A 17,147-nucleotide genomic window follows, 5' to 3' on the forward strand; every position below is an offset into this window, starting at 1 on the left:
GTTTATGCAAAGCAACTTACAAGAAGACGATCCGATCCTGACCACGAGCGAAGTCGCGCGCCTGCTCGGCGTGGCGACGAGCACGGTGCAGATCTGGATGGAAAGCGGCGCGATCGAATCGTGGAAGACGCCGGGCGGACACCGCCGCACGCGCCTCTCCCTCGTGCAAGGCCTGATGCATGGCGACGACCAGGCCCGGTCGACCCCGAATCCCAGCACGGACAAGGAATACCAGCCGGCGCCGCAGCCGGGTTACCCCATCGGCGCCAACGAACGTGCGCGCCTCGCCGCGCTGGCCGCCACCGGCCTCGTCGACACCGACGAGGAAGCCCGCTTCGACCGCCTCGTCCGCCTCGCCTCGATGGTGACCGGCTCGCCGATCGCCCTCATCTCCCTGCTGACGTCGACCCGCCAGTGGTTCAAGGCCCGGGTCGGCCTCGCCGCCCGCGAGACGCCGCGCGACTGGGCGTTCTGCTCGCACGCGATCCTGAAAAACGAGCTGTTCGTCGTCGAAGACGCGATGGAAGACGAGCGTTTCCGCACGAATCCGCTCGTGCTGCAGGAACCGCACATCCGTTTCTATGCCGGCGTGCCGCTGCGCGACAAGTCCGGCCAGCCGCTCGGCACCTTGTGCGTGATCGACCGCGAACCGCGCCGCCTGCGCGCGGCCGAAGTGCAAGGTCTCATCGACCTGGCCGAGATCGCCTCGAGCGAGATCCAGGCCACGGGCCGCAACAGCCGCAACTGATCAATGCCGGTCTGCCGCGTGCGCGCGGTGGGCCAGCGCGTGCGCGGCCGCGCGCATGAGCATGTCCGCCCGCTGCGGGTCCGGCTCGGTCAGCGCCAGCTCCTGCAACGCCTCCGGGTACTCCAGCTCCGCCGCCCGCGCCAGCCACGCGCGCGCGGCCACGGCGTCGGGCGGCCCGCCTTCTCCGTCCGCCAGCATGTGCGCCAGCAGGAACATCGCGGCAGGTTCGCCGCCCTCCGCCCGTTGTTGCAGGCGGCGCCGCGCGGCGTCGGCGTCCGCGTCCGCGAACGCCGGCAGCGCCAGCGCGCACAGCAGCATGGCTGCGAACATTCTCTTCATTTCGACAGGTCGACCGCGTACAGCGCGAAGCCCTTGCCCTGGCCGTCGTCCGCGCGCAATTCCGTGACGTTGTCGATGCCTGCGGCGCGCGCCAGGTCCAGCTTGCCCGGCGGCGCGTGGAACACGACCGGCCCGGCCGTCGTCACGGGCGTGAAGCGCCAGCTGCGCGCGGCGCCGTCGGCCGCCCGCGTGAGCCGCCTGTGCGCGCGGATCCAGGCGATCAGCACGTCGCGGTTCGTGTCCGGCGACGCGATCACCGTCTTGCTGCCGTCGAGGCCCGGAAAGTTGCCGCCGCCGCTCGCCCGGTAGTTGTTCGTCGCGACGAGGAACGCCTGCCCGCTGGCCACCGGCTTGCCTTGCCACTCGAGGTTGCCGATGCGCTGGCCGGGCGGGCGCGTCACGTCGATCTCGTAATGCAGACCGGGGGCGGTGACCGTGTCGAAGTTATAGCTGGGGAAGCTGCCGTTGACGAGTTCCTGCGGTTCGGTGCGCCCCGGGTCGATGGTGTTGAAACGGTGCGCCGCCTTTTCCAGCCAGGCCGTCAACGCCGCACCGTCGACTTTGACGGCGTACAGCGCATTCGGGTACAGGTAGAGGTCCGCCGCGTTGTTCAGCGCGAGGCTGCCGGGCGCCACGTCCGTGTAATCGCCCGGTCCCGCCGCGCCGGCCTTGAACGCGGCGGACACGGACAGCACCGGCAGGTTCGCGTACTGCGGCAGGCTGGCCTTCACATAGGCGCGCACGTAATCCGCCTGCGCGGCGTTGACGGGTTGCAGCGCCGACGGATCGCCCAGGTCGGCGAAATACGTCGACATGCGGAAGTCCGTGCTGCCGACCGGCGTTTTCACATAGCGGATCGTCGCCTCGTGCTCGGCGCGCACGAGGTCGAGCACGGCCGGGTCGGCTGCCACGTACGATTTATCCGCCCGCTGCGTGGCGCGCGTCTCGACGACGGTATTGTCACGGGCGATCGTCCAGCCCTTGCCGTCGTGGCGCAGGTCGAAGCGGATCACGCCGAGGTGCTTGCCCCACAGGCTCGCCATCACGGTCGGCACGCCGAACACGGTGCCGCGCGCCTTGTCGACGTTCGGGAGATTAAACTGCGCCGCCGTGCTCGTGGGGTTCGGGAACTGCTGGTGCGCGTGGCCCAGCAGCAGCGCGTCGATGCCGGGGACCTGCGCGAGGTAGTAGTTGCCGTTTTCCATCGTGGGCGAGTACGGGCTCGCATCGAGGCCGCCGTGCGAGATCGCGACGATCACGTCGGCGCCCTTCCTGCGCATCTCCGGTATGTAGCGCCGCGCCGTCTCGACGACGCCTTCCGTGGTGACGCGGCCTTCGAGCCAGCGCTTGTCCCAGGACAGGATCGTGGGCGTGGTGAAGCCGATGATCCCGACCTTGACCGTTGCCTCGACGGGCTTGCCGGCGGCGTCCTCGGCCTGCACGCGCTTCTCGATGATGCGGTACGGCGCGAACAGGGGCTGGTGCGTCCTGACGCTCACGACGTTGGCCAGCACGATCGGGAAGCCGGGGCCGGCGCATGGCTTCTTCGCGCGCGGCACGCCGGGCACGTCGAAACGGTTGCCCGTGACCTGGCCGAGAAAGCCGAGGCCATAATTGAAATCGTGGTTGCCGACCCCGCCGCCGTCATAGCCGAGCCGCTTCATCACCTTGTGGATGCCCAGCAGCTCGCCGCATTTCACCGGCGCGACGACGGCCTGGTAATCGCCCAGCGCGCTGCCCTGGATCGTGTCGCCGTTGTCGAGCAACACCGTATTCGGGAACTCGCGCCGCGCCTGGGCGATCAGGGTCGCCGTGCGGTCCAGGCCCAGTGACGGGTCGGCCGCCAGCTTGAAATAATCGTAACCGACGACGTTCGCGTGGATATCGGTCGTCTCCAGGATCGCGAGCGTGGCGGTGGTGCCGGCCGGCACGGGTGCGGCGCTGGCGGAGACCATGGCCGCGAGCGGCAGCAGGCGGAACAGATGGGAAAGGTGGCGCGTCATGGGCTCGCATCATAAAGCATGCGCGCACTAAGGTATAATCTCCGGTTCGATTCAACCACAGAAAATTGCCACAGACCATGGAAGCTGAACGCATCAATGCCCTCTCCTCCCTGCTGAACGACCTGACCAGCCGTGAAGCCGAACTTCGGAGGTATCTTTGACTTCGACCGCAAAGCGGAGAAGTTAGAGCAGGTCAACCAGGAGCTGGAAGACCCCGCCATCTGGAACGACCAGAAACGCGCCCAGGAGATGGGCCGCGAGAAGAAGGCGCTGGAAGGCGTCGTCCTCACGCTGGAAAAGGCGCGCGCCGACCTGACGGACGCGGCCGACCTGTTCGAGATGGCTCGCGAAGAAGGCGATGACGCCACGATCGAAGCGGTCGAAGGCGATGCCGGGGAAATCAGGAAGGTCATCGAGGCGATGGAATTCCGTCGCATGTTCAGCAATCCGATGGACCACGCCAGCTGCTTCATCGACATCCAGGCCGGCGCCGGCGGCACCGAGGCCCAGGACTGGGCGTCGATGCTGATGCGCCAGTACCTGCGCTATTGCGAGCGCAAGGGCTTCAAGGCCGAGGTGATGGAACTGTCCGAGGGCGAGGTCGCCGGCATCAAGACGGCTACCATCAAGGTCGAAGGCGAATACGCCTACGGCCACCTGCGCACGGAAACGGGCGTGCACCGCCTCGTGCGCAAGTCGCCGTTCGACTCCGCCAACGGCCGCCACACGTCGTTCTCGTCGATCTTCGTGTACCCGGAAGTCGACGAATCGATCGAAATCGACATCAACCCGGCCGACGTCCGCATCGACACGTACCGCGCGTCCGGCGCGGGCGGCCAGCACATCAACAAGACCGACTCCGCGGTGCGTCTGACGCACGCCCCGTCGGGCATCGTCGTGCAGTGCCAGAACGACCGCTCGCAGCACCGCAACAAGGCCGAAGCGTTCGACATGCTGCGCGCCAAGCTGTTCGAACTGGAACTGCGCAAGCGCATGGCCGAGCAGCAGAAGCTGGAAGATTCGAAGACCGATGTGGGCTGGGGCCACCAGATCCGTTCGTACGTCCTCGACCAGTCGCGCATCAAGGACTTGCGCACCGGCTTCGAGACCGGCAACACGAAGAACGTGCTGGACGGCGACCTCGACGACTTCATCTCCGCTTCGCTGAAGCAAGGGGTGTAAGCCGATGGCCTTCATCTTCGACATGGACGGCACCATCGTCGACAACATGGCGTTCCACACGGATTCCTGGCTGGCGTTCTTCGAGCGCCACGGCAAGACGTACGACGCCGACGCGTTCTTCCGCGAGACGGCGGGCGCGCAGGGTCGCGAGATCCTGCGCGAACGCCTCGGCCCGGAGATCACGGACGACGAGATCGCCGTGCTGGCGCACGAAAAGGATGAACTGTACCGCGAGATGTACGGCCCGCACCGCAGCGCGATCCAGGGCTTCGAGGCTTTTGTGACGGCCGCACGCGCGCAAGGCGTGAAGCTGGCGGTGGCGACGTCCGCCCCGCCCGCGAACATCGTCTTCACGCTCGACGAGCTGGACCTGCGCCGCCATTTCGACGCCGTCGTCGGCGCGGCCGACGTCGCGCGCGGCAAGCCGCATCCGGACGTATTCCTGAAAGCGGCCGAGAAGCTGGGCGTCGACCCGCGCGACTGCATCGTGTTCGAAGACGCGCCGATGGGCGTGGAAGCGGCGCGCCGCGCCGGCATGAAGGCCGTCGTCATCACGACCACCCTGCCCGCCGAGGCCTTCCGCGAATTCGACAATATCGTGCGCATCGTGGAGCACTACGAAGACCTGGATGCCGCCAGCCTGTTGAACCCAAACTAGACTGATATCTGATATGAGCACCGAAAACCAAGAACAAAACGAGCCGTCGACTCTCGCGGCCGAGGACAACAAGATCATCGCCGAGCGTCGCGCCAAGCTGGCCGCGATCCGCGAAAAAGGCATCGCGTTCCCGAACGACTTCGTCCCGCAGCACAAGGCGGCCGATCTCACCGAGCAGTTCGGCGGCTGGACCCGCGAACAGCTGGAGGCGGAACCGCAGCAGGTCGTGCTGGCCGGCCGCATGATGCTCAAGCGCGAAGCGGGCAAGAAGGCCGCGTTCGCGACCTTGCAGGATGCGTCGGGCCTGCGCGCCGACGGCCGCATCCAGATCTACGTCACCCTCGACAACACGGGCGAGGAAGCGATGGAAGCGCTGCGCCACTACGACCTGGGCGACATCCTCGGCGTCGAGGGCACGCTGTTCAAGACCAAGACCGACGAACTGACGGTCAAGGTCACGACCCTGCGCCTGATCACCAAGGCCCTGCGTCCGCTGCCGGACAAATTCCACGGCCTCGCCGACCAGGAAACGAAGTACCGCCAGCGCTACGTCGACCTGATCATGAACGAAGAAACGCGCCGCACGTTCAAGGCACGCACGGCCGCGATCTCGTCGATCCGCCGCTTCATGCAGGACCACGGCTTCATGGAAGTCGAGACGCCGATGCTGCACCCGATCCCGGGCGGCGCCGCGGCGAAACCGTTCATCACGCACCACAACGCGCTCGACATGCAGATGTTCCTGCGCATCGCGCCCGAACTGTACCTGAAGCGCCTCGTCGTGGGCGGCTTCGACCGCGTGTTCGAAATCAACCGTAACTTCCGCAACGAGGGCGTGTCGATCCGCCACAACCCGGAATTCACGATGATGGAGTTCTACGCCGCGTGGACCGACTACAAGTGGCTGATGGACTTCACGGAAGCCGTGATCCGCCAGGCCGCCATCGACGCCCACGGCACCGCCGAACTGACGTACGGCGGCCGCGCGCTGGACCTCTCCAAGCCGTTCCACCGCCTGACGATCGTCCAGGCGATCAACAAGTTCGCCCCGCACTACACGGACGAACAGCTGCACGACATGGACTTCCTGAAGGCGGAACTGGCGAAGTTCGGCGTCAAGCCGCACGCCATCTCGGGCCTGGGCGCGCTGCAGCTGTCGCTGTTCGAAGAGACGGCGGAAGCGCAGTTGTGGGAACCGACCTTCATCATCGACTATCCGGTCGAAGTGTCGCCGCTGGCGCGCGCGTCGGACACGCGCGAAGGCATCACGGAACGCTTCGAGCTGTTCATGGTGGGCCGCGAGATCGCCAACGGCTTCTCGGAACTGAACGATCCGGAAGACCAGTCGGCACGCTTCCTGGCGCAGGTCGAAGCGAAGCAGGCGGGCGACGAGGAGGCGATGTACTACGACGCCGACTACATCCGCGCGCTGGAATACGGCATGCCTCCCACCGGCGGCTGCGGCATCGGCATCGACCGTCTCATGATGATCATCACCGATTCGCCGAACATCCGTGACGTGCTGCTGTTCCCGCATCTGCGCAAGGAAGATTAAACGCCACGCATCACAAAAAAAAGGCGCGGACTCGTCCGCGCCTTTTTTATTTCCCCCGACCGTTGAACCGTCATCCCCGCGAAAGCGGGGATCCATACGCAGGTTGAAAAATCAGCTCAGTATGGGTTCCCGCTTTCGCGGGAACGACGTTTCGGGTTATCGCACCACCCGATAGCAGGGCACGTACTCCTTGCCCGGCAACTTCATGCGGCTCTGCTCCACGAACGACTGCAGCAGCTTGTCCATCGGCGCCATGATCTCGTTCTCGCCATGGATCTCGAACTTGCCGAACTGTTCGATCGCACGGATGCCCTCTTCCTTCACGTTGCCCGCGACGACGCCGGAGAACGCGCGGCGCAGGTGCGCGGCCAGCAAATGCGTTTCCTGGTTCTTGTGCAGCGACAGGTTGCGCATATTCTCGTGCGTCGGGCGGAACGGCTTCTGGAATTCCGGATCGATGCGCAGGCCCCAGTTGAAGTAGTACGCGTCGCTGCGCGACTTGCGGAATTCGCGCACCTGGCGGATCCCCTGCTGCATCTCGCGCGCCACCGCATCCGGGTCGTCGATGATGATCTTGTAGCGGCGCTGCGCCGCCTCGCCCAGGGTCAGGCCGATGAACTGGTCGATCTGCTCGAAGTACTCGCGCGCCGGCGCCGGGCCCGTGAACACGAGCGGGAACGGCTGTTCCGCGTTGTCCGGGTGGAGCAGGATGCCGAGGATGTACAGGATCTCTTCCGCCGTGCCGGCGCCGCCGGGGAACACGACGATGCCGTGGCCCGTGCGCACGAAGGCTTCGAGGCGCTTCTCGATGTCCGGCATGATCACGAGGTCGTTGACGATCGGGTTCGGCGACTCGGCCGCGATGATGCCCGGCTCCGAGATGCCGAGGTAGCGGCCGCCCTGCAGGCGCTGCTTGGCGTGGCCGATGGTGGCGCCCTTCATCGGGCCCTTCATCGCGCCCGGACCGCAACCCGTGCAGATGTCGAGCTCGCGCAGGCCGAGCTGGTAGCCGACGTGCTTCGAGTAGTTGTACTCGACCCGGTTGATCGAGTGGCCGCCCCAGCACACGACGAGGTTCGGGTTGCGCTGCGGCTGGATCACGTTGGCGTTGCGCAGGATGTGGAAGACGGCGTCGGTGATGCCCTCCGGGCGCGTGAGGTCGAAGCGCGGATTGTCCGTCACTTCGAAATTCACGTAGACGATGTCGCGCAGGACCGAGAACAGGTGCTCGTGGATCCCCTTGATCATCTTGCCGTCGACGAAGGCGTGCGCGGGCGCGCCGCGGATATCGAGCTTGATGCCGCGTTCGCGCTGGATGATCTTGATGTCGAAATCCTTGTAGCGCTCGAGCAGCTCCTTGCCGTCGTCGATCGAACTGCCGGAGTTGAGCACCGCCAGCGCGCACTTGCGGAAGATCTGGTAGAGCCCACCCTGGCTCGTATCGAGGAGCTTGGCCACTTCGGCCTTGGACAGGACTTCCAATCGGCCTTCCGGAGAAATCAGCGTATCGACAACGTCGTAGTTCATGGTGTATTCCTTTTCTCTACTGTGAATCGGTGTGGCTTTTGCTCCAATATACGACAAGTCAACCGAGTTTGCGTCTCCGTTTTCGCTTATGCCGATTCCGCATATGGCTGAGCTGTAAAAAGCTGGCCCCATATGCACGATTTCCACTAAAATGCGACGCTAGCCGCGGTCCTTACCCAGGACGCGCAGGCCACGCAAAGACAATCACTCTTAAAAAGATTAGGGGAGGAACCGCATGAGCGGTGCAGCTACTTCAACCGCCGAACCGAAGGCGGTCCCGGAATTCAAGCAGATCATGGGCCATCCGGCGCCCCTCTGGATGCTGTTCATGACCGAATTCTGGGAACGCTTCGCTTTCTACGGCATCCGTTGGGCCCTGGTGCTCTACATCGTCGCCCAGTTCTACGGCGGAGACGGCTCAGGCCAGGCCGACGCCAACCTGACCTATGGTTCCTACCTCGCCCTCGTGTATGCCGGCGCCGTGTTCGGCGGCTACATCGCCGACCGCGTGATCGGCTACCAGCGCTCGATCCTCGTCGGCGCCTCGTTCATGGTGGCCGGCCTGTTCGCCATCACCATTCCCAACCCGGACATCTTCAAGCTGGGTCTCGCCACGATCATCGTCGGCAACGGCATGTTCAAGCCGAACATCTCCGCCATGGTCGGCCAGCTGTACGGCATCAACGACCAGCGCCGCGATTCCGGCTTCACGATTTTCTACATGGGCATCAACGGCGGCGGCTTCCTCGCCCCGATCCTGACCGGCGCGCTGGCGCAGAGCATGTCCAGCCAGACCGGCGTGCCCGCGTACAAGGTCGTGTTCTTCGCCGCCGGCGTCGGCATGATCCTGTCGCTGATCTGGTTCCAGATCGGCCGCCGCATGCTGAAGGGTATCGGCGCCGCCACCGGTCCTCTGGCCAATCCGGTACGCCTCGTCGGCGTCGTCATCGGTTCGCTGCTCGTCATCCCGGTCGTGTACTTCCTGCTGAAGCTCGGCGCGGAAAAGCTGCAGGGCGTGCTGTCGGTCCTCTTCATCATCCTCGCGATCATGCTGATGGTGGAAGGCATCCGCGGCGGCGCGGTGGTGCGCGACAAGACGATCGCCATGCTCGTCATCTTCTTCTTCAACGTGATGTTCTGGTGCTTCTTCGAACAGGCCGGCAGCTCGTTCACGTTCCTGGCCGAATACATCGTGCGCCGCGACTTCGGCGGCTGGACCTTCCCGACCGGCTGGTTCCAGTCCGTGAACACGCTGGCCATCATCGTGTGCGCGCCGATGGTCGCCGCCGTGTGGGTCGCGATGGGCCGCAAGAACCCGTCGATCCCGCGCAAGTTCGGCCTGGGCCTGATCTTCAACGGCCTCGCCTTCCTGCTGCTGATGTTCGCGCTGCAGCACCTCGTCGGCGCCGACAGCAAGATCCCGTTCTGGACGCTGTTCATGGTGTACGTGATCCAGTCCATCGGTGAACTGTGCCTGTCGCCGATCGGCCTGTCGATGGTGACCAAGCTCGCACCGACCCGCCTCGTGGGCCTGGGCATGGGCGGCTGGTTCCTGTCCACCGGTATCGGCAACAACCTGTCGGGCATCTTCGCTTCCGTGGTCTCGGGTGAAAAAGGCATGACCGTGGAATCGGCGCTGTCCGGCTACACGTTCGGCTTCTGGGCCCTGATCGGTGCCGGCGTGCTGCTGTTCCTGGTCGCACCGCTGATCCAGAAACTGATGCATGGCGTGAAGTAATCCCTACGCTTCGGCATCGACGGCGGCCCGCAGGCCGCCGTTGTCGTTTACACGAACGCCAGGTCATGCAGCTGGATCGTATCGTCGATCCAGTCCTCGCAGTGGCCGAACCGGTAACCGAGCGCCTGCGCGCGCGACGTGTCCAGCACCATGGCACCCGGCACGTCGAACGGCGACAGCCGCCCCATCTCCGCCGGCGGCACGCGCTGGCGCATGCGTACGGGCGTGTCGAGCACGGCGCCGACCCGCTCGTACAGGCTTTTTGCCGACAGCGCGCCGTCGCAGGCCGCATTGACCGGCCCCGTGAAATCCTGCATCCCGACCCACACGAGGAAGTCCGCCGCACCCTGCAGCGGCATGAAGGACAGCACGGCGTCCGGATTCGAGTATTCCAGCACCCCGTTCATGCGCGCCAGTTCCACGTAGTGCGCGAGGCGGCCGGTAAAGTCTTCCGGCCCGCCCAGCACGTGCGCCAGGCGCGGCGTGACGAGGGGCAGCGAGCCGTCGCGCACGAGATAGGCCTCCGCCTGCACCTTGCCCGCCACATAGCACTCGGTCGCGCGGCACGGGTCATGCCAAGGATAGCCGGTGTCGATCCGCTGCGCCTCGACGGCCAGGTCGCTCTCGCGCAGCGGCTCCGCATGGTCGTAGCCGAGGGCGCGGTAAGCGTCGATCGTGGACGCCATCACGTAGCGCCCCACCTTGCCCGCGAACGTGCGCACGGCGATGGCCGCGTCCAGCGGGTTGTAGCACATCTGGTCGTACACGATGTCGAACGGGCCGCGATGGGCGAACGCGTTGCGCATCGCGGTCTCGTTGCGGCGGTCGACGCGCACGCGCGCGACCCGGTCGCCGAACGGGTCGGGCGCATAGCCGCGCGTCGCGATGGTGACGCGATGGCCGGCGCGGAGCAGCCGCTGCACGAGCAGCTTGCCGATATAACGGGTACCGCCGATCACCAGGACATTCTTGGGCATGAAGTTTTCCTTAGTCTGTGGGCGAGGCTCGTAGCACTGTTTTGGTGAATCCGTTATATTCTGTAACTAGACCGGCAATTGTTCAAACGAGAAAAATAAATGATATGAATAAGAAAAACTTACGCTCGGGGATGGCGTGAAGCCGCTGCGCAGCCTCTCGGGCCTGATCGATTTCGATTGCGCCGCGCGCTGGGGCAGCTTCAAACTGGCCGCGCGCGAGCTGCACAAGACGCCCGCCGCCGTCAGCCTGCAGGTCAAGCAACTGGAAGAAGCCATCGGTTTTCCGCTGTTCGTGCGGCATCCGCGCCACATCGCGCTGACGGCCAAGGGGCAGGAACTGGCGATCGTCGTCGCGCGCATGCTGGCCGACCTGCGCGGCAAGGTGGCGGCACTGCAGCGGGGCGACGAGGAAGCGGTCCTTCGAATCTCGACCACGCACTCGTTCGCGATCAAGTGGCTCGTGCCGCGCATGTCGCGCTTCACCAAGCTGCATCCGGAGCTGGACCTGCGTATCGACTCCAACGACACGCCCGTGGACATCGAGGACGACGCCGTCGACGTGGCGATCCGCTATGGCCCCGTGCGCGACGACGACCCCGCCCTGCTGTTCCGCGAGCGGCTCGTGCCCGTGTACAGCCCGGACCTGCTGGCGGAGGGCCAGGATGCCCTGCAGTTATCCGACCTGACCCGGTTCCCGCTGCTGTGCGAACGCACGCCGGAAACGTGGCTGCAGCTGCTGAACGAGAACCGCGCGCTGAAAGGCGATTACGATTTTGCGCGCACGTACAGCCACTGGGGCGTGCTGGCGCAGGCGGCCGTCGCGGGCCAGGGGATCGGCCTCGTGCCGTACGGGATCGCGTTCGAGGACATCCGCGCGGGGACACTCCTTCAGCTCGCGTGCAGGAGCGCGCCGTTCGGCTACGGGTACCGACTGCTCGTCAATCCGCACAAGGAGGCGATGACGAAGGTCCAGCATTTCCGCGACTGGATCGTCGCGGAGATGGAGGCCATGAAGGCGACGATCGCCTGATTATTTCGCAGCCTTCTCGCGGCCCACGATGTACAACAGCACGCAGATCGCCGCATACGGCAGGATCGACAGCAGGTCCGCGCTGGCGCCCGCGAAGAACGGATTCGCGGCCTCGGCCCACTTGTTCATCGCATCGTCGAAGCCGGTCATCACGCCGGCCGTGATGGCGATGATGATGCCCGCCAGCGCGCCTCCAGCGATGTAGCCGGAGGCCAGCAAGGTGCCCGAGCTGCGGTCGCCCGCGGCCTGCAACTCGTCCTCGTTCAGGCCCTGGTACTGCGGCAGCCCGCTGTTGCGGCGGTCGACCATCCAGCGGATGATGCCGCCGATCGCGATCGGCAACGTGGACACGAGCGGCAGGTACACGCCCACCGTGAACGCGAGCGACGCGACGCCGGACATCTCCAGCACGACCGCGACCATCACGCCGAACAGCACGAGGGTCCATGGCAGCTGGTGGTCGAGGATGCCCTTGATGATGTACGACATCAGCACGGCCTTCGGCGCATCGAATTTCTTGACCTCGGTGCCGTCCGGCCGCGTGTGGTACTGGCCGTTGATGCCCGGGTCGACGAGCCAGGCGAGCGAGCCGTCGGCGCGCACGAGGTATTTGCCGGCGGGGCCGCCCACGGTGTCCGTCTTCTGCCAGACTTTATACGTTGCGTGATCGGATGCGGCTTGCGGGCCTTGCAGCTGCGCGGACTCCGTCAGCTTCGACGCGTCCGTCGTGATGTGCGGCGCGACCTGCGCGGCCGGCACGTACACGGTGCCGGCGTCGTTCAGCTTCAGCAGGATCGGGCCGAGGATCAGCGCGGACGCGAGCGCGCCGGCGAGGATCGCGTACTGCTGCAGCTTCGGCGTCGAGCCGACGAGGAAGCCCGTCTTGAGGTCCTGCGAGGTCGTGCCCGCGTTGCTGGCGGCGATGCAGACGATGGCGCCGACCGACAGCGCCGTCACGTAGTAGCGCCCGCCCGTCCAGCCCATCACGAGGAAGATCAGGCACGTGAACAGCAGGGTCGCCACGGCCATGCCGGAAATCGGATTCGACGACGAACCCACCTCGCCCGTCAGGCGCGAGGACACGGTCGAGAACAGGAAGCCGAACACGAGGATCAGCAGCGCGCCCAGCACGTTCATGTGCAGCGGCGTCGCGAACGTGATCACGGCGATGATGGCCAGGCAGCCGATCACCACCCATTTCAGCGGCATGTCCTGCTCCGTGCGCAGCGACGTATCCACGTTCGAGGATTTACCGATGCCGGCCAGGCCGCCCTTGAGACCATGCCAGATCGTGGGCAGCGAGCGCACGAGGGAAATCAGACCGCCGGCCGCCACGGCGCCCGCGCCGATGTACAGCACGTAGGCGCTGCGCACGTCGTCCGGGCTCATGTCGCGGATCAGCATCGTGCCCGGCGCCACGGGTACCGTCAGCGCGTCGCCGAAAAACTTGATCATCGGGATCAGGAGCAGATACGACAGCACGCCGCCGCCCGCCATGATCATCGCGATGCGCGGGCCGATGATGTAGCCGACGCCCAGCAGCTCGGGCGAGATCTCGGCGCCGGCCGAACCGGATTTCAGCGGCGCGTCGAAGATGAAGTTGACCGTGTCCTTCCACAGCTTCAGCGAGATGTTCATCACCTTGTACAGCAGGCCGAGGCCGAAGCCGCCGAAGATGATGAAGGCGCGCCGGCGGGCGTCCCTGGCTTCGTCCGAGTCCGCGTCGCGCACCTCGCCGGCCGCCTCGCGCGACGTTTCCGTGGCCGCCGCCTTCAGCACTTCGGCGCACGCGGTGCCTTCCGGGTATTTCAGTTCGCGGTGCTGGTCGACGATCATCGTGCGCCGCATCGGGATCATCATGAGGATGCCCAGCAGGCCGCCCAGCACGCCCACGAGCATCACGCGCGAGATCTCCAGGTCGAAGCCGAGGATCATGATCGCGGGCATGGTGCAGCCGAGGCCGAACGCGAGCGATTCGCCGGCCGAGCCGGCCGTTTGCGTAATGCTGTTTTCGAGGATCGTCGATTCGCGCCCGCCCATCTTCTTGGCGAGCCCGAACAGGGTGATCGCGATGACGGCTACGGGAATCGATGCGCTGACGGTCAGGCCCACCTTCAGCACGAGGTACAGCGACGACGCGCCGAAGACCATGCCGAGTACGGTGCCCATGATCAGGGCGCGCCACGTCAGCTCGGGCAAATGCGCCGACGCCGGAATATACGGTTTGACCGCGGGCGGATGGGGATCGTAGGGCATCGGAGGGATTTCCTTCAGGCGTGGGTAGTGGCAAACAGGACTGCCGGGATCGCCATGCAGCCCTTGAAAGCGTGACTATCTCACATGCCGTACGTTAAGAAAAGCGGATTATAATTTCTCAAACCGCCCGTGTTTACGGCCTCAACGGGGTTTTACGACCCGCATCAAGAGAGTTCAGTTTTGGCAACTATCCCCCGCCGCCAACGCGGCTTCCTGCTCCCCATCCTGGCCGTCGCGGCCGCAATCATCGTCCTGTTCATTGCCGGCGTCGCCGGCTACGTGGTGTTCCGCGTGCTGCCCAACGTGCCGGCGCTGGATGCCGTCACCGACTACCGGCCCAAGATCCCGCTCCGGGTCTATACGGCGGACAACGTCCTGATCGGCGAGTTCGGCGAAGAGCACCGCGATTTTGTCCCGATCAACAAGATCCCGGACCTGATGAAGAAATCGCTGCTCGCCATCGAGGACGCCCGCTTCTACGAGCACGGCGCCATCGACTGGAAGCGCGCGATGGGCGCCGTCGGCTCGAACCTGCGCGGCGGCTTCGGCTCCGGCGGCGCGTCGACGATCACGATGCAGGTCGCCCGCAACTTCTTCCTGTCGCGCGAAAAGCGCTTGTCGCGCAAGATCAACGAGATCGCGCTCGCGTACAAGATCGAGACCGCCCTGTCGAAGGACGAGATCCTCGAGCTGTACATGAACCAGATCTACCTGGGCCAGCGCGCCTACGGCTTCTCCAGCGCCGCACGCATCTATTTCAACAAGACGCTGGACCAGCTGTCGGTGGCCGAGATGGCCATGCTGGCGGGCCTGCCGCAGAACCCGGCGCGCCATAATCCGGTGGCCAATCCGAAGCGGGCGCGCGAGCGCCAGCACGCCGTGCTGGGCCGCATGCGCGCACTGAACTACATCACGGACGCGCAATACGAGAAGGCCATGGCCGAACCGCTGCGCGTCAACCAGCGCGGCGTCCAGGACTTCGGCACGCACGCGGAGTACGTGGCCGAACTGGCGCGCCAGGCCGTCTACAGCCAGTTCAAGGAAGACGCGTACACGAAAGGCATCAAGGTCTACACGACGATCCTGAAGCCCGAGCAGGACGCCGCCTACGCCTCCGTGCGCCGCAACGTGCTCACGTACGACCAGCGCCACGGCTGGCGCGGCCCGGAAGACCGCATGGAGCTGCCGTCCGATCCGGTCGAGCGCGAAGACGCGATCGGCGACGCGCTGGGCAAGCGCCCGACCAGCGATGGCCTGATCCCGGCCGTCGTGCTGTCGGCCACGAGCAAGACGGTGCGCGTGGAGACCGTCGACGGCGACACGGTGGACCTCACCGGCGCCGGCCTGAAATTCGCGCAGGCCGGCCTGTCGTCCAGCGCCAGGGAAAAGATGAAGCTGACGCCGGGCGCGATCATCCGCGTCGCGAAGGATGCGAAAGGCAACTGGAGCGTCACGCAGGTGCCGCAGGTGGCCGCGGCCTTCGTCGCCATCGATGCCGATACGGGCGCCTACCACGCGCTCGTCGGCGGCTTCGACTACAACTTCCAGAAATTCAACCACGTGACGCAGGCGTACCGCCAGCCCGGTTCCGGCATGAAGCCGTTCATCTACTCGGCCGCCGTCGACAAGGGCTATTCGCCGGGCACGCTCATCCTCGACGCGCCGCTCGACATGGCGGGCGAGGATGCCGGCAAGACGTGGTCGCCGCAGAACGACGACGGCAAGTGGGACGGTCCGATCACGATGCGCCGCGCGCTGGCCGAATCGAAGAACGTCCCGTCCGTGCGGCTGCTGCGCGCCGTCGGCGTGCCGTATGCGCACGAGTTCATCGCCAGGTTCGGCTTCGACCTCGCGCGCCAGCCGTCGAACTACACGCTGGCGCTGGGCACCGGCGCGGCGACGCCGCTGCAGATGGCGGGCGCGTACGCGGTCTTCGCGAACGGCGGCTACCGCGTGCAGCCCTACCTGATCGCCCGCATCGAGGATGCCGACGGCAAGATCATCCAGGAGACGAAGGCGCCCGCCGAACACACCGACGAACAGCGCGTGCTCGACCCGCGCAACGCCTTCATCACCGACAGCATGCTGCGCGACGTGACCCGCTACGGCACGGGCGCCGAAGCGACCAAGGCGCTGGGCCGCACGGACATCGCCGGCAAGACCGGTACGACCAGCGACGCCGTGGATGGCTGGTTCTCGGGCTATGGCGGCAACGTCGTCGCGGTCGCGTGGATGGGCTACGACGATCCGAAATCGCTGGGCGGGCGCGAATTCGGCGCCACCGTCGCGCTGCCGATCTGGATCGACTACATGCGCGTGGCGCTGGCCAAGCGCCCGCAGCAGGAAGAGCGCCTGGCGCCGGAGGGCGTCGTGCGCGAGAACGACGACTGGGTGTATGCCGAGTTCGCGGAAACGCCGGCCCTCGGCGGCATCGACCTCGACCAGGCGCCGGATCCGAACGCCGTACAGCCGGTGGACGGCACGGTCCCGCCGGGCCAGCCGGTGCAGCCGGTGCCGCAGCAACAGCAGCCGTCGAATACGCTGTTCTGAGCTGCCGCTCGCGCGCCGAACGGGCCGCCGCGTGCGGCCCGTTTTCATTGGCAGGCCGGCAATCGCATTGCAACAAATGGAAGAGATCGTGCGCCCAGTCCTACACGTCTGTACGAACTCATCCTATTTCGAACGCAAAAGTGTGCCCCCATGATGGCGTCACTTTTACAAAAGGAGTCAACATGAAAAAGTACCAAGCCCTCCTGATCGGCGGCCTGATGGCCATGTCCCTGGCTGCATGCAGCTCGACCGGCACCAGCGGTAGCGACAGCAGCAGCGCCAGCGGCAGCTCCTCGTCGGGCGCGATGTCCAGCGGCAGCAGCTCCGCCCCGGCCTCGACCGGCACGCCGGAATCCAACGCCACGGGCACCTCCAGCACGACGCCGACCGGCATCTCCGCCGGCGGTACCGGCAATTCGAACGCCACCGGCCAGGGTACCAACCCCGCACCTGCCCAGACCAGCGGCAACCAGTAATCGTCTCCGTCGTCCGGCCAACCCGGGCCGGACGACTCCGGCCAACCCGGCACGAGGGCGGCCCGCACGTTGTTCGACTATAATGGACGCTCGTCCTGACGAACCCGA

Annotated in this window: 13 protein-coding genes; 8 read left to right on the forward strand and 5 right to left on the reverse strand. The window is 65.8% G+C overall.

The window, feature by feature from the left end; translation table 11 throughout:
- The first annotated feature begins 4 nt into the window (after window positions 1–4).
- Complete coding sequence (locus ACEN9G_RS30090; RefSeq protein WP_413343241.1) at window positions 5–748, forward strand: GAF domain-containing protein; 744 nt, start codon at window positions 5–7, stop codon at window positions 746–748.
- On the opposite strand, the gene ACEN9G_RS30095 is transcribed toward ACEN9G_RS30090, so the two are convergent.
- Together ACEN9G_RS30095 and ACEN9G_RS30100 are read right to left on the reverse strand one after the other, a co-directional pair.
- Entirely contained in the window at window positions 749–1,078 is a 330-nt protein-coding gene (locus ACEN9G_RS30095; RefSeq protein ID WP_483127449.1) for a hypothetical protein, read from the reverse strand. It abuts the gene before it with no gap.
- A gap of 5 nt (window positions 1,079–1,083) precedes the next feature.
- A complete protein-coding gene (locus ACEN9G_RS30100) occupies window positions 1,084–3,090 on the reverse strand; it encodes a bifunctional 2',3'-cyclic-nucleotide 2'-phosphodiesterase/3'-nucleotidase (protein WP_483127450.1) in 2,007 nt (668 codons plus the stop codon).
- Between the two features lie 77 nt (window positions 3,091–3,167).
- Here ACEN9G_RS30100 and prfB point away from each other — a divergent pair.
- The 3 genes from prfB (at window position 3,168) to lysS (ending at window position 6,485) form a co-directional block, all read left to right on the forward strand.
- Window positions 3,168–4,272 (forward strand): peptide chain release factor 2 gene (gene prfB, locus ACEN9G_RS30105; protein WP_413338133.1). Its coding sequence is split into 2 segments (ribosomal slippage): window positions 3,168–3,248 and window positions 3,250–4,272, totalling 1,104 coding nucleotides; the frame shifts between segments, so codons are not numbered across the junction.
- Window positions 4,273–4,276: 4 nt separating this feature from the next.
- On the forward strand, window positions 4,277–4,930 hold the full coding sequence (locus tag ACEN9G_RS30110) for an HAD family hydrolase (protein WP_413338131.1): 654 nt from the start codon (window positions 4,277–4,279) through the stop codon (window positions 4,928–4,930).
- Between the two features lie 13 nt (window positions 4,931–4,943).
- A complete protein-coding gene (gene lysS, locus ACEN9G_RS30115) occupies window positions 4,944–6,485 on the forward strand; it encodes a lysine--tRNA ligase (protein WP_413338130.1) in 1,542 nt (513 codons plus the stop codon).
- 156 nt (window positions 6,486–6,641) lie between these two features.
- On the opposite strand, the gene ppnN is transcribed toward lysS, so the two are convergent.
- Window positions 6,642–8,012, reverse strand: coding sequence for a nucleotide 5'-monophosphate nucleosidase PpnN (gene ppnN / locus ACEN9G_RS30120; protein WP_413338128.1), 1,371 nt, complete (start codon window positions 8,010–8,012; stop codon window positions 6,642–6,644).
- A 235-nt stretch (window positions 8,013–8,247) separates the two neighbouring features.
- Here ppnN and ACEN9G_RS30125 point away from each other — a divergent pair, with 235 nt between their 5' ends.
- Complete coding sequence (locus ACEN9G_RS30125; RefSeq protein ID WP_056131783.1) at window positions 8,248–9,750, forward strand: peptide MFS transporter; 1,503 nt, start codon at window positions 8,248–8,250, stop codon at window positions 9,748–9,750.
- 47 nt (window positions 9,751–9,797) lie between these two features.
- Here ACEN9G_RS30125 and ACEN9G_RS30130 read toward each other — a convergent pair whose 3' ends face one another.
- The gene (locus ACEN9G_RS30130) at window positions 9,798–10,727 is read right to left on the reverse strand and encodes an NAD-dependent epimerase/dehydratase family protein (protein ID WP_413338126.1); all 930 of its coding nucleotides are present in this window, start codon (window positions 10,725–10,727) and stop codon (window positions 9,798–9,800) included.
- 136 nt (window positions 10,728–10,863) lie between these two features.
- On the opposite strand from ACEN9G_RS30130, the gene ACEN9G_RS30135 reads away from it, so the two are divergent.
- Window positions 10,864–11,757, forward strand: a complete 894-nt coding sequence (locus ACEN9G_RS30135) for a LysR substrate-binding domain-containing protein (protein ID WP_056131778.1) — start codon at window positions 10,864–10,866, stop codon at window positions 11,755–11,757.
- Here the strand turns inward: ACEN9G_RS30135 and ACEN9G_RS30140 are convergent, their stop codons facing one another.
- On the reverse strand, window positions 11,758–14,013 hold the full coding sequence (locus ACEN9G_RS30140; protein WP_413338123.1) for an OPT family oligopeptide transporter: 2,256 nt from the start codon (window positions 14,011–14,013) through the stop codon (window positions 11,758–11,760). It lies immediately after the preceding gene.
- 180 nt (window positions 14,014–14,193) lie between these two features.
- Here ACEN9G_RS30140 and ACEN9G_RS30145 point away from each other — a divergent pair, with 180 nt between their 5' ends.
- The gene (locus tag ACEN9G_RS30145; RefSeq protein WP_413338121.1) at window positions 14,194–16,563 is read left to right on the forward strand and encodes a penicillin-binding protein 1A; all 2,370 of its coding nucleotides are present in this window, start codon (window positions 14,194–14,196) and stop codon (window positions 16,561–16,563) included.
- A 182-nt stretch (window positions 16,564–16,745) separates the two neighbouring features.
- A complete protein-coding gene (locus ACEN9G_RS30150; protein ID WP_413338120.1) occupies window positions 16,746–17,039 on the forward strand; it encodes a hypothetical protein in 294 nt (97 codons plus the stop codon).
- The last annotated feature ends 108 nt before the right edge of the window (window positions 17,040–17,147 follow it).

Source organism: Massilia sp. Masssp94 (assembly GCF_059491305.1).

What these genes read in the sequence shown, in the direction of transcription:
- ACEN9G_RS30100 (WP_483127450.1), bottom strand. Translation starts at nt 3,090, where the DNA reads ATGACGCGCCACCTTTCCCATCTGTTCCGCCTGCTGCCGCTCGCGGCC.
- ACEN9G_RS30150 (WP_413338120.1), top strand. Translation starts at nt 16,746, where the DNA reads ATGAAAAAGTACCAAGCCCTCCTGATCGGCGGCCTGATGGCCATGTCC.
- ACEN9G_RS30130 (WP_413338126.1), bottom strand. Translation starts at nt 10,727, where the DNA reads ATGCCCAAGAATGTCCTGGTGATCGGCGGTACCCGTTATATCGGCAAG.
- ACEN9G_RS30140 (WP_413338123.1), bottom strand. Translation starts at nt 14,013, where the DNA reads ATGCCCTACGATCCCCATCCGCCCGCGGTCAAACCGTATATTCCGGCG.
- ACEN9G_RS30090 (WP_413343241.1), top strand. Translation starts at nt 5, where the DNA reads ATGCAAAGCAACTTACAAGAAGACGATCCGATCCTGACCACGAGCGAA.
- lysS (WP_413338130.1), top strand. Translation starts at nt 4,944, where the DNA reads ATGAGCACCGAAAACCAAGAACAAAACGAGCCGTCGACTCTCGCGGCC.
- ACEN9G_RS30095 (WP_483127449.1), bottom strand. Translation starts at nt 1,078, where the DNA reads ATGTTCGCAGCCATGCTGCTGTGCGCGCTGGCGCTGCCGGCGTTCGCG.
- ACEN9G_RS30125 (WP_056131783.1), top strand. Translation starts at nt 8,248, where the DNA reads ATGAGCGGTGCAGCTACTTCAACCGCCGAACCGAAGGCGGTCCCGGAA.
- ppnN (WP_413338128.1), bottom strand. Translation starts at nt 8,012, where the DNA reads ATGAACTACGACGTTGTCGATACGCTGATTTCTCCGGAAGGCCGATTG.
- ACEN9G_RS30110 (WP_413338131.1), top strand. Translation starts at nt 4,277, where the DNA reads ATGGCCTTCATCTTCGACATGGACGGCACCATCGTCGACAACATGGCG.